The sequence below is a fragment of the Pseudofrankia coriaricola genome, assembly GCF_001854805.1.
Taxonomy (GTDB): Bacteria; Actinomycetota; Actinomycetes; order Frankiales; family Frankiaceae; genus Pseudofrankia.
In genome coordinates this window covers 22,266-35,033 of sequence record NZ_MBLO01000062.1, presented here as the reverse complement: position 1 = coordinate 35,033, position 12,768 = coordinate 22,266, and the positions used below count along the sequence as shown (strand labels likewise).

Sequence of the window (12,768 nt, the reverse complement as noted above, 5' to 3'; positions counted from 1 at the left end):
CAAATCACTGGCTACCGCTACCGGTTTTCTCGCAACACTCGTCGAGTCGTCGCCGACGTCGCCGGCGGGCGGGACGGCCTGGTTGCCATCGCGGGTGTCTTCGTCTACCTGGTCTCGGAACACGTCACRGATGCGTGGACGATAGAATGCGCTGGTGGAGCGTGGGCAGAGTGGCATTCCGCGGGCGGTACCGGGTGGCCGGCTGACCGACTGGATTTCTATCGGAGTACTGGCGAGCGTGGTATCCCGCGACGACGTGGATGAGGCGGTCAACCGCGCCGGCCGCCGCCAGACCCGGGTCCGGCTCCTGCCGGCACACGTCGTGGTCTATTTCGTGCTGGCGATGTGCCTGTTCTTTGAGGACTCCTATGAGGAGGTGATGCGTAAGCTCGTCTCGTCGTTGAAAGCGTTCCGCTCGTGGGACCCGAAATGGCGGGTACCGACGACGCCGGCGATCTGCCAGGCCCGGGAACGCCTCGGTTCCGAACCGTTGCGCCTGCTGTTCGACCGGCTCGCCCTCCCACAGGCAGGGCGGGGCACGAAGGGCGCCTGGCTGGGCGGGCGGCGGTTGATGGTGATCGATGGCACCCAGTTCGACCTGCCCAACTCCCCGGACAACGCCGCCGAGTTCGGCTATGCCGGCGGCGAGGCCGATCCCGGTGCCTTCCCGAAAGCTCTGGTGGTCGGGCTGGTCGAGGCCGGTACCCACGCGGTCGTCGGCGCTGAGATCGACTCGTGCCGGGTCGGTGAACGTGCCCTGGCCGCCCAGCTGTCGCACCGTCTGCGCCCGGGCATGCTCCTGCTCGCGGACCGCAACTTCTACAGCTTCGAGCTGTGGCAACAGGTCCGTGCCACCGGTGCTGACCTGGCCTGGCGGCTGTCCGCCTCGGTGCGGACTCCCGTCGTCCACGTCCTCGACGACGGGTCCTTCCTCACTGTCCTGGTCAACCCGAAGATCCAGGGAAAGCGGCGGGGACGGTTGACTGCCGCGGCCACGGCCGCCGCCCGTGGCGAAGGCGTGCTGCCCGCCGACGACGCGGACGACGTCCTCATCGCCCGCGTCGTCGAATACACCGTGGCGAACCGACCCGGCAACGGTGCGAATGAAATATTCTGCCTACTCGCCAGCGTACTGGACCCGGCGGACGTCCCCGCCGTGGAAATCGCGGCGGCCTACCATGAGCGGTGGGAAGAAGAGAACACCTTCGACGAGATCAAGACGCATATGCGAGGTGCCGGTGCAGTGTTGCGGTCGAAGTCTCCGGACCTGGTGAGACAGGAGCTCTGGGCGCTTCTGCTCGCCCACTACGCCATCCGAAAGATAATGACAGCCGCCGCCGACGAGGCTGGCGAGGATCCCGACCGGCTCTCTTTCATACGCTCGCTGCGTGTCACCCGCCGCCAGGTCACCGACCAGGCGGATTTTTCCCCCTGACCGGCACGACCGCGCGCTCCGGGAAACCTACGAAGAGATCCTCGAACGGCTCAACGAACGTCGCGAACGCACGAACCCCAGGGTCATCAGACGTGGCCGCCACAACTACTACCGGGTCAAACGTGCCACCGACGCCACCGTCCGGCACACCGACTCCCCAGCCATCACCGTCCTCGCCGTGACCCCGGCCACGCATCCCACTCCCCAGCCATCCGCCGAATGTTGTGAAATCGCGGGACGTGATGACGAAAAATTGACGAGGAGGCGACCTCGAGCTGCGTAGACAGCTACAAGAAGTTCCGGTAGTGACCCCTCTTAACTTACTGGTATTGACCTATATATCTCGCATGCGTCGGGCGATGCTGGCTGGGCCGAATGGATTGGATGGCAGCTGGAAAAAGCTGGCTTCCGTGTGCGGGTGCAGGCATGGGAGATGGTGCCGGGGGCGCGCAGAATCTCGGTGGTTCAGGACTCTATTCGGATGGCGGTACGTACGATCATCGTCGTCTCGGCGGAATACCTGGCGTCGGCTGTCGCTCAGGCCGAGTGGGGGATTCTCTTCGGCGAGGATCCCGCCGGCGAGAAGCGAAACCTGGTGCCCGTAAAGATCGAGGACTGTCAGCTTTCTGGGCTACTGGCTGGTCTGGTCTCCTTCGACCTCTTCGGGCTCGGCGAAGAACGGGCACGCGAGGTGCTCCTGGACAGGATCCGTGTTGCCGTGGCAGGAACGGCGCGTCCGTCTGGTCCGCCAGGCTTCCCGGGTGGCCCTGCGCCGGCCTTCCCGTCGCCAGTTGGCGACCCCGAGGCGTCCCTACCCAGGAGGGTGGTTCCTCCTTACGACCAGCTGCCAGAGGTTCCCGCCTCCTATGTATCCCGGCCTGACGACCTGGCGAGGATTCGTGAACTATTGCTGGACGAGGCTTCTACTCCTGTCGTTGGGCTACTTGGAAACGTTGGCTCCGGGAAGACGTTGCTCGCTACCGTGGTCGTCCATGATCCGGAGGTCCGCATGGCTTTTCCCGACGGGATCGCATGGCCTGGCCATCGCCGCAACGACTTCGACGGATCGTCCCTCTCTGACGCGATCGGCCATATCCTAAATATTTTCGGAGACCTGGAACATGTCGAGGATGTGAAGAAAGGATTGGCTCGGCTGGAACGGCTTCTATCGGACGCCGCCTTCCTGATTATCCTCGATGGGTGGACCTGGTCGGCGGGCGTCGAACTGCTGCTTCCAATGATACCCAGAACGTCACGGGTCCTGTTTATCTCTGCCCGAGACGACGCTCTTCCAGATGGCTTCACCGCATACAAACTCAGCCCAGTTTCGCCCGGGCAAGAAGGCGAAGTCGGCGTGCGGAACCGCTTGTCGGCGGTGCGGCGGCGCTTGGCTAACGGTATTTCAAGTGACAACGTGATGGCTGTCCGCACGGAACTAGCCGAGATTCTTTCGGGCCTGGAAGGCGATGTTCGCGAACAGCTTGAGGCCGAGTTCGGCTTCGTACTCGACGATGAAGTTCGGGAAGTACTGTCGGCGGATATGAATCGGTGTCAATGGGTGGTCGGCGTCTGGGCTGCGCTCGCCGAGGGCAACGATCCGTCGTTCGCCGATCCGGAGCCCCAGCCCTCAACGAACGAACCGGCAGAGCAGATCGTGCATGTAGACACAATCGTGATCCAAGGGCTGATCGGCCCTGCTGGCCGTTCGGTGGGCGAGTGCCTGCTGGATGTCCTGCGGTTGGTGTTCGCGCTCCCGCCGACGCTGGACAAGGCTCTGCGAACGTCGCTTGCTGCAGAAAAGACGCTGACACAGGAGATCCGGTTCGACTGCGCGGTCGTGGATGCGGAGAGCGTTGCCTGTCATGTGGAGATCTGTGATGTACCACTCACCACGCGCGAGGTCGCAGGGCGTCTGGCCGAGCGAGAAGGGGAGGCATTTGACCAGTTTGTGATTATTTCGCCGCTCTCTGATCCGACCCCGGAGCTAGATGAGAGGCTCACCGCTTGGCAGACCGCCGGCCGCTATCCGTTTGACGTCCAGATCTGGAGCCCACGGGGCGGCGTGGGCGGGCTTCTCGCGCTCGACCCAGACGTTTACGCCGCCGTCTACGGCGAGGACGCCTATGCCGGGGAGTCTGCCCCACGCGGCGAGGTCGCCGCCGCGTGGCGTACGCGGCTGACCAAGCCGGTCAGGTATCCCGACAGTCTGCGGGCCTACCTGTCCGACGATGACCTGCACTGCCTCTCCGGAGAGGATCGGAGCCGGTTCCGCGACCTGCTCAATGAGTTCGTCGAACCCTGGGCCGCGGACGACCGTGGCACCCCGCTTGGCACCACCCTGGAGGTGGAGATCCAGTCCTGGCTGGCAGACCCGCGCCCAGAGTCGGGGTCGCTGCTGTTGCTCGCCGAGTTCGGCGAAGGCAAGAGCTTCTTCACCTACCAGCTGAGCCGGTCGCTAGCCCGGGACGCGCTACGCGACCCGCGCGGAGGCTGGATCCCGTTGCGAATCGCGCTCAAGGACCTACGCAACGTCCGTGACGGGCGTGATCTGCTGGAGCGGCGTCTCGCGGACATCGATGTCACCGTCGCCCAGTGGAACGCGGCGTCCGACCGTCACCAGACGCTGGTGATTCTCGACGGCTTCGACGAGATGTCCGTCCGTCTTGACCCGGCCTCGCTGCGGAGCAACATCGCCTTGCTCGCGACCTGCCACGAGGTGTTCCACCGGTCCAAGCTGCTGATCACGTCGCGGACCCAGTTCTTCGAGCGCCAGCGGGACCAGGACCGGTTCCTCGACCGGGTCGGTCGCCCGCGGATCCTCCGGCTGGTACCCGCTGCCCGCGACAAGGTCACCAGCCACCTGCGCACGTTCGCCCGGCGCGTCGACGCCGAGGCGAAGCTCGACCGGCTGCTGACCCTGTACGACCCGGTCGGCCTGGCACGTAAGCCCTTGTTCCTTGAAATGATCAAGGAGACCTTGCCTGATTTGCCAGACGACCATTTCGACGAGCTTGTGCTCTACCGCAAATACGTCGAACGCAGCCTCCGGCGCAAGATCTGGGGCCTGGCTGACGACTCCTTGGAGGTCAAAGACGACGAGACCGTCGCCAACGTCCAGACAGTCCTTGAGAAAATGGCCGCCGAACTGTTCCTCAACGGGAAGACCCACATCGAGCTGCGCTCCTGGGGCGACCACGAACTGGCCGCGACGCTGTGGCGGATGAGCGATGGGCCAGTCGCCTCGCTGGGAGCGGAGGCTGTTGATGACGCCCGGGCACGTATCGGGATCCGGTCACTGCTCAAGCCGTTCCAGGGTGTCGACCTGGACCGCTGGCCCGTCGATTTCTTCCACCGTTCGATGCGCGAGTACTTCTTCGCGTGCGCAATATTTGGGGCTCTGCGCCACGGCGACGCCCGGCCGCTGTTGATCGCCGCGCCGCTGCGGTCCGAGGTCATGGACTTCGTCACTCTCATGATCGGTGACGGGGAACTTGCGGAGAGCGAGCGTGACCAGGTAATTCAGCGGCTGCTGGGCCTGGCCCGCTCGGCTGTCCGCGGCTCGGGCCCCGGCAGCCTCGGCGGCAACGCACTGTCGCTGCTCGCCGCCGCCCGACCGGTACTTCCTCCCGGAAGCTGGTCCGGGCTCGACCTCGACTACGCGCACCTCGCCGGCGCAGACCTGAGCGGCCTGGATTTCTCCAACTCGTCGCTGCGATACGCCAACCTCGACAACGCAGACCTGCGCGAAATCGATCTTCGCAATGCCGACCTGACCGGGGTGCGGCTTGAGGAGACGGCCCGCGTGCTTGCCCTCTCCCGGCCAGTCGTAGCCGACGACGATGCGGTGTATGCCTACTACAGCGACAACAAGATCCGCCGCTGGCCGCTGGCGCCACGTGACCGATCGGGTCCCGACACGGTCTTCGCTGACCTGCCCAGGGACTTGCAGGGAGTCGCCGTTAGCCCTTTCGGGGATCTGGTGCTCCTGGCCTCTGGGCGTCTCGAGATCCACCTGTGGACCGGCGCAGGCTTCGTGCGAGCGTCCCGGGGTCGCCCTGACCCTCATCTGCACGGGCTTCGCGACATCGATGGCGATCTGGTACTGACCGTTCTGCCACCTTCGGAGCCAGACGACCCCTACATCCGCCGGGAGATCCAGCGACACGACCCGATCAGCGGAACCCGCTGTCAACTAATCAAGAACGTGGGGCCTGTGGGAGGCCAGCTTCCTGACACGTTCGTTGGCGCGGCAGCGCTCGCCACCACCCGACGGACGTCCATGGGACTGACGACGGTCGGGCGCCCCGCGCTGCCGACGGATCTCGTCGAGTTGTCGCCTGGAGCGCGTGTCACCAGCTTCGACGCGGTGCTGTCGCACGACTCGATCCTCGTCGCGGTCGGACGTGCCGACGGCACGGTCGCGGTAGGGCGGCTTGGCGGGGACGACAAACCGAGGCCGCTCTGGGAGGAGCGGACACACGGAGCAGCGGTGACGGCGGTCCTATTCCGCGGCGAGGACTGCCTCATGACCGGTGGCGCAGACAGGAGCCTCACGCTGACACGGCTCGACGAGCAAGGGCGACCGATTGGCCGTCGCGAACTCACCCTGCGACTCCAGTGCACCGGCGCCCGCGTCGAGGGAGTCACGGGCGAGCGTGAACGACGCCTTCTCGCCGCTGCCATCCCTCGGGCGGCGGCCCACTGAGCCTCCGGACGAGTCCTGGTATCGGGGTTACTCCTCACCCGCTCCCTGGTCCAGTCGTCGATCCTGCGGTGCCGATCGATCCCTCACGATCATCTCGTCTCGCCGGACGCAACGGCTTCCGGACGTGAGTAGCCTCAGGGCCTGAGCGCCCGGCAATACTCCTGAACCCGGCGTCGTCCTGCAGCAGGCTGTCTGGGACTTGGGTCAGTACCGAGTACCAAACGTCTCACCGTGCGTAGTCGGTCGCACCCGTAGACCCGCGGCCGAGGCCATCAGACCCGCGGCACAACCAGCCACCCAGAACAAGATCATTGTGGTCGGTATGTGGTCGCGGAAGCGCCGGCACAGGCCGGATCAAGACGGCATCGAGCGGCACGGCGGTCCGCAAAAACCTCTGCGCTCATTGAATTTTCCGACCCAGGGCGGATCTTGACGACACGGTGCGACATACGATTCGGGTGGCTTTTAACCGGCGAGTTCAGGGGTTGATCGCTCGCTGCTGCGCGACCGCCTGCCGTCCCAAGCAGCGCGGCCAGCCCCGCGCGGTGCGCTCGGCCCGTGCCCTGGTGCTGCGCCTGGTCTGGGAGAACCGGCGTGCGGTGTCCATTGACAGACGGGACGCCGCCAAGGTTGGTGGACCGCTGACGAGTTCAGTGCAGCCCACACGGCTACGGTCGGCGCCGCTGCCCTTCGGGCGTGAAGGTCAATGTCGTGGAGAGCGGACCATGGCCGAGGCGCACCGCAAGCATCATGGGCTCAGGGAAGACGGGGTTCAGGCCCGGGCCTTCGCGCGGTTCGATCTGGTTCCACAGGTGAAAGCACACCAGTGGCGCCTGCGGATCATCGACAAGATAGGCGAGTGTCTTCGGGTACAGCGGGTTCTTCCCGCCAAGCCATACCGATGGAGCACCCCAGGTGCTCAACACCTCGCCGAGGGTCCGATCGTCGCCTGCCCAGTCCGCGGCCTGCTGGACAAGGGCGGACTGCTCAGCGGCGGAGAGCCCGCGGTCAGGCACGAGCCAGCCGAACCGTGCCGCGATCTCGGCATAGACCGAGGCAATCGCGCCGTCCTGACTGCGCCCGTCAGGCAGAACGCCGTCGAGGGCGCCCGTCACGCCGGTCGACGTGAACAGGCCGCGAGCGCGCAGAAGATCCAGCTCCGCCTCCCACCGGGCGTCGAGGCGCTCCACGTGCGCCAGGGTGGCGAACAGCAGCCTCAGTGCGATCTCACCGCCGTACATGCCAGGCCGGCGGAGCGCAGCGTTCATCTGATCGGCGAGGTAAGACCGGATCTCACCCGACGAGCGCAGCCCAAGGCCCTCGGTGTCGTCCTGCCGACCGGGACCGTTCACGAACGGACATGAGGGTCGACAGAGACGACCACCAGGATGATCATCCTTCTCATTTGCCTGCTGGCAGCAGGCCGACCTGCTGGAACGCGCTACGGAGGGTTGCGTCGTCGGCGGTATGCCCGCATCCCATTGATTTGAGGGTCACTGTGCCGCCCTTGGCACCGCCGATGTGGAAGGTCGACCAGGTGCGGCAGTCCGCGCAGATCCGCCCGGTGAGGTAGGGCCGGAGGAGGTGGAGGCGTTGTTCGCCGTCGAGGAGGTAGAGGCTGCCGGGCTCGACTTCGGGACTGGGGTAGGGGATGCGCTGGGTGCGCACGACGGGGTGGTCACCGACAAGCTCCCGGTAGGTGACCTGTCCTTGCTTGGTCAGGCTGTCCCAGTCGGTCCGGGTCACCTCGGCGAGCGTGAGATCCGCGAGGAAGCTGACCGAGGTGAGGAGGTCTTGAAGAGACTGCGCCGCGCGGTCACGGACGTGCGGTAGTTCCGTCGGGTCCGGTCCGACCAGGTGAGAATTGTCGTTTCGAAGATCGAGGAGGTACTTGGTTCGGTCCTGGAATCCGGGATCGGCCACGGCGCGGCGCAGGTCGTGCAGGGGGTGGCTGTCCGGCAGCGTGCCGATGTCCGCCGATCCGCCGATCTTGACGAGCACCTGCCGCCAGGTGCCGAAGGTCGGTCCGCCCTTCTTCAGAGCGTCCGTGAAGATCTTCTTGGCGTCCAGGCAGATCCCGTGTGGCTCTGGCGGTTTGATTTGGCCCCACTGTGGCGGCTTGAAGTGGCCCCACCCGGAGGCCGTTCGGTGGCGGAGTGACGGCTTGAAGTGGCCCCACCCGAGGGTGGGGGTGCGATGATCGCGTCTTCCGTTGCGGGGAGGGCTGTGGGGGGCTGTGGGGTCGTCGAGGGTCGAGCAGTTCGAGGCGATCCGGGTGGATGCGCGCCGCGGGATGTCGATCCGGGAGTTGGCCGAGCGGCATGGGGTGCATCGGCGGACGGTGCGGCAGGCGTTGGAGTCGGCGGCTCCGGTTCCGCGGCGGACCCCGGTGCGGGTCTCGGCGCGGTTGGAGACCTTCAAGGCGGCGATCGACGCGATGCTGGTGGCGGATCTCGACGCTCCGCGGAAACAGCGGCACACCGCGAGGCGGGTCCGTGACCGCCTCGTCGCGGAGGACGGGATGAGCGAGGCGGTCGCGTACTCGACGGTGCGTGACTATGTGGCCCGGCGCCGGCCGGAGATCGCGGCCGAGGCTGGTCGTGGAATGGAGACCGCGTTCGTGTTACAGACCCATCTGCCGGGGCAGGAAGCCGAGGTTGATTTCGGGGATCTGTGGGTTCTGCTTTCCGGCGTGCAGACGAAGTGTTTCCTGTTCACGTTGCGGTTGTCGTATTCGGGCAAGGCCGTGCACCGGGTGTTCGCCTCGCAGGGACAGGAGGCGTTCATCGAGGGTCATCTGCACGCGTTCACGGTGCTCGGCGGTGTCCCGGCCGGGAAGATCCGCTATGACAATCTGCGGTCCGCGGTGTCGCGGGTGCTGCTGGGCCGTAACCGGACCGAGTCCGACCGGTGGGTGCTGTTTCGTTCCCATTTTGGTTTCGACGCGTTCTACTGCCTGCCCGGGGTTGAGGGCGCGCACGAGAAGGGCGGGGTCGAGGGCGAGGTCGGCCGGTTCCGGCGCAACCATCTGGTGCCGGTGCCCGAGGTCGACACGCTCGCCGAGCTCAACGGGCGAATCGAACAGGCCGACCTGGCCGACGACGGCCGGCGGATCGAGGGACGCCTCGTCACGGTCGGGCAGGCGTTCGCGGCGGAGGTGGGGCTGTTGCGGGCGCTGCCGGAGGAGGCGTTCGAGCCGGGGCTGCTGCTGACCCCGCGGGTCGACCGCTACGGGCAGGTCACGGTCCGCCAGTGCCACTACTCGGTACCGGTCCGCCTGATCGGCCAGCGGGTCCGGGTGTTCCTGCGCGCCTCCGAGCTGGTCATCCTCGACGGCCGGGTCGAGGTCGCCCGGCACACCCGCGCGGTCCGCAAGGGCTCCCAGAGCCTGCTGCTGGACCACTACCTGGAGGTCCTGGCCCGCAAGCCCGGAGCGCTGCCGGGGGCGACCGCGCTGGTCCAGGCCCGCGCCAGCGGGATGTTCACGCCGGCGCACGACGCCTTCTGGGCGGCGGCCAGGCGGGCGCACGGCGACAGCGGCGGGACCCGGGCCCTCGTCGAGGTCCTCCTGCTGCACCGCCACCTGTCCCACCCCGACGTCGTCGCCGGCCTGACCGCGGCGGTCGCCACCGGCGCGTCCACCGCCGACGTGGTCGCGGTCGAGGCCCGCAAAGCCACCCAGGCCCGCCGGCCCACACCCGCACCGGCCCCGACGGCCAGCCCGGTCGTGAGCCTGACCGCGCGGCGCCTGGCCGGCCTGCCACCCGACAGCCGCCCGGCCCCGTCGGTCGCCCACTACGACCAGCTCCTGCGCCGCCGCGCACCCCAACCGCCCGCCGCCCGGGCCCCACCCCCAGCATCTGAAGGAGAAATGTCATGAACGCGCTACGCCGCAACGTCACCGAACAGGCCGCCGACGCCGCCATCGACCAGGCCTGCCGAGCCCTACGCCTCCCGACGGTCCGCGCCCGGTTCCCCGAGATCGCCGACGCCGCCGAACGCGAACACCTCACCTACCGCGGGTTCCTCGCCGAACTGTTCATGACCGAATGCGAGGAACGCGACCGCCGCCGCTCCGACCGGCAGGTCAAAGCCGCCGGCTTCCCCCGCTCGAAATGGCTCGCCGACTTCGACTACACCGCGAACCCCACCGTGAACCCCGCCCTCGTCAACACCCTCGCCAGCTGCGCCTGGGTCACCCGGGGCGAACCACTCTGCCTCATCGGCGACTCCGGCACCGGCAAATCCCACCTCCTCATCGCCCTCGGCTCCGCCGCCGCGATCGCCGGCCACCGCGTCCGCTACACCCTCGCCGCGAAACTCGTCAACGAACTTGCCGAGGCCGCCGACGAGAAACAACTCGCGAAGACCATCGCCCGCTACGGCCGCGTCGACCTCCTCTGCATCGACGAACTCGGCTACATGGAACTCGACCGCCGCGGCGCCGAACTCCTCTTCCAGGTCCTCACCGAACGCGAAGAGAAGAACAGCGTCGCGATCGCCTCCAACGAGTCCTTCTCCGGCTGGACCAAAACCTTCACCGACCCGAGACTCTGCGCCGCCATCGTCGACCGCCTCACCTTCGGCGCCAACATCATCGAAACCGGCACCGACTCCTACCGCCTCGCCCACGCCCGCGCCGCCCGCCAGGCCACCGCCTGACCCACCCAGGTGGGGCCACTTCAAGCCGCCACACCGTGGCCCCACCACCCTCCGGGTGGGGCCACTTCAAACCGCCCTGGCGGGGCCAGATGGAACCGCCAGAGCCACCCGTGCTCGTTCGCGAGCGCGAGCGAGACGAGGGCCAGAAAGCACAGCAGGACCTCCGCTGCCTGCAGGACTTCGTTGAGGGCATCGGCCGCATGATCGGCACTGAGCGCCGCCTCAGCCCGTCGCCAACGAAAGGCGACCGTGTACGGGTACCGGGTACGGACGACGAACGCGGAGTCGTCGATCAACGCAGCGGCCTCGTGACGCAGCCGCAGCAACCGGCCCTTGTCGACGAGGTGCGCACGCATCGCGCGCACCGACTCCTCCATGAAGGCGTCCTCAAGCGCGTCCTGCGCTTCCATCCGCCACCGATCAAACTCACGGACGGCGTCGTTCAGGTCAGCGAGCGCCGCACGCAGCGACCCGTCAGCCCTGGGAACACGTACCCTTCGCAGCTCACTGCGTGCCAGGCTCAGCGGGTTGCTCCGCTCCGCGTTGATCAGTCTGCGGGCGGTCGGCGAACGCAGGTAGTACGCCGCAGCCGCGAGATCTTGCTCATCAAGGCCGAGGCCGCCCTTGGGCCGCAAGACGATCACTGTGCCACTGGACGCCAGCGGTAGATCCTCCTCGGCGACCTCCACGACCGGAAACAGGGAATCCGCCGACCGAACATGCGCCCGGAGAAGGAGGTCACCCGCCTTCAGCTGCTTCTCGGCGGAGATGACCGCATAGGTCGCCTGCCCGTCGGCCACCCTGATGGTCCCGTCGCGGCGCAGATCCGCTCCCCTGACGACCCGCACCGCTCCGTCCTGGTCAGCGGTGCAGAGTTCCCCCTTGCCCTTCGCCTGCTGCACGATGATCGACGGATCCGGCAGGTCAAAGAGATCGCCAAGGGCGGCGATCTCACCGAAGTCAGCCACGTCCTGCTTCAGCTTCGCGGTCGCCGGGTGGTGCCGCTCGAATCCGAGGCCCTCGGCCGCGGATGGCTCCGAAGGCAGAACGTACCCGAACCGGTGAGGACCGGGATCGCCCGCGAGCAGACTCTCGAGTTCCTGCTCGACCTCCGCCGCCTCAGCCCTCGCGGGCACCCGGAAGAGAATGACCGGACGCGTACTTCCAACGCGCGGTTCGAAGAACGGCACCGCCCACCCACTCGAGATGCGGACTGGTCGGGTCCCATCCGGTGAAATACGCGACGAGCACCGGGCGCCATAACCGCGCGATGCGGTCACGGGTGCGCTCGCTGACCCGCGAGGACAGAAACGTCGCCGGCACCGCCGCCGCCAACAAGGCCGCCGGACCGCCTGGTCGGCAACTCAGCAGGAGCCGCTCATGCGCGGCCAGCCGCGCACCCTTCCCACGCACCCATGAGGGCACCGCCAGCGTCGGCTGCTCGATCAGGAACTCGTCACCGGCATCGCCCCCGAGCCGGTGCACCACAGCAGTCGTCGGATACTGCAGCGGTTCGAACGGACCGCCCAAAAGGCCGTTCTCGGCGGGCTCGGAGCTACCGGCGTCAGGCGTCCAAAGCGTCGGCATGGTCCTCGCAAGGTGACCGAACGCCACCCGCAGAGACCCGATCACCGGATCCCGGCCCTCCGCTTCCGAAGGCCGTGACCAACTCTCCCAAACCCGGTCACTCACCGCGCCAGCATAGCGACGTGCCACAGCCGACACTGTTGCATCGAGCCAACATCGCGATCTTGACCGTAAAACGTCCTGGGAACAAGCCCTCCGACGGCCCAGCCGGCCGCTCCCGCGCCATCCCTCTGGCGTCTCCCTGGCCTCCGAACAGGAAGCTTGCGGCGAAGATCGCTCGGCTTCGCTCGATGCAACAGACATCGTCGACGCGTGTCGCTGCCCCCGCGAACGGTCGGCGTGACATCGCTGGCAGCATCCCGCTCCGGGCCGACCGTGC

The 12,768-nt window shown here is 67.1% G+C and carries 8 protein-coding genes; 4 read left to right on the top strand and 4 right to left on the bottom strand.

Going from position 1 to position 12,768, the window contains the following annotated elements; genetic code table 11:
* Positions 1–154 precede the first annotated feature (154 nt).
* Both BCD48_RS11535 and BCD48_RS11530 read left to right on the top strand, forming a co-directional pair.
* On the top strand, positions 155–1,435 hold the full coding sequence (locus tag BCD48_RS11535; protein WP_241841655.1) for an IS4 family transposase: 1,281 nt from the start codon (positions 155–157) through the stop codon (positions 1,433–1,435).
* A 328-nt stretch (positions 1,436–1,763) separates the two neighbouring features.
* Positions 1,764–6,140 carry a TIR domain-containing protein gene (locus BCD48_RS11530; RefSeq protein ID WP_349308010.1) on the top strand — a complete coding sequence of 1,459 codons (4,377 nt, stop codon included), beginning with the start codon at positions 1,764–1,766 and terminating at the stop codon, positions 6,138–6,140.
* A gap of 668 nt (positions 6,141–6,808) precedes the next feature.
* Here the strand turns inward: BCD48_RS11530 and BCD48_RS11525 are convergent.
* Both BCD48_RS11525 and BCD48_RS11520 read right to left on the bottom strand, forming a co-directional pair.
* Positions 6,809–7,381 carry a hypothetical protein gene (locus BCD48_RS11525; RefSeq protein ID WP_131803929.1) on the bottom strand — a complete coding sequence of 191 codons (573 nt, stop codon included), beginning with the start codon at positions 7,379–7,381 and terminating at the stop codon, positions 6,809–6,811.
* 160 nt (positions 7,382–7,541) lie between these two features.
* Positions 7,542–8,141, bottom strand: a complete 600-nt coding sequence (locus BCD48_RS11520; protein ID WP_071048347.1) for a hypothetical protein — start codon at positions 8,139–8,141, stop codon at positions 7,542–7,544.
* 235 nt (positions 8,142–8,376) lie between these two features.
* Here BCD48_RS11520 and istA point away from each other — a divergent pair, with 235 nt between their 5' ends.
* Both istA and istB read left to right on the top strand, forming a co-directional pair.
* On the top strand, positions 8,377–10,020 hold the full coding sequence (istA, locus tag BCD48_RS11515) for an IS21 family transposase (protein WP_274536511.1): 1,644 nt from the start codon (positions 8,377–8,379) through the stop codon (positions 10,018–10,020).
* Positions 10,017–10,802 (top strand): IS21-like element helper ATPase IstB, encoded by a 786-nt coding sequence (gene istB / locus BCD48_RS11510; protein ID WP_071048345.1) that lies wholly within the window; start codon positions 10,017–10,019, stop codon positions 10,800–10,802. Before istA ends, istB begins: the two co-directional genes overlap by 4 nt.
* Positions 10,803–10,822: 20 nt before the next feature.
* Here the strand turns inward: istB and BCD48_RS11505 are convergent, their stop codons facing one another.
* Positions 10,823–11,992, bottom strand: coding sequence for a hypothetical protein (locus tag BCD48_RS11505; protein ID WP_131803927.1), 1,170 nt, complete (start codon positions 11,990–11,992; stop codon positions 10,823–10,825).
* The gene (locus tag BCD48_RS11500) at positions 11,922–12,389 is read right to left on the bottom strand and encodes a hypothetical protein (RefSeq protein ID WP_071048343.1); all 468 of its coding nucleotides are present in this window, start codon (positions 12,387–12,389) and stop codon (positions 11,922–11,924) included. The genes BCD48_RS11505 and BCD48_RS11500 overlap by 71 nt, the downstream gene beginning before the upstream one ends.
* Positions 12,390–12,768: the final 379 nt, after the last annotated feature.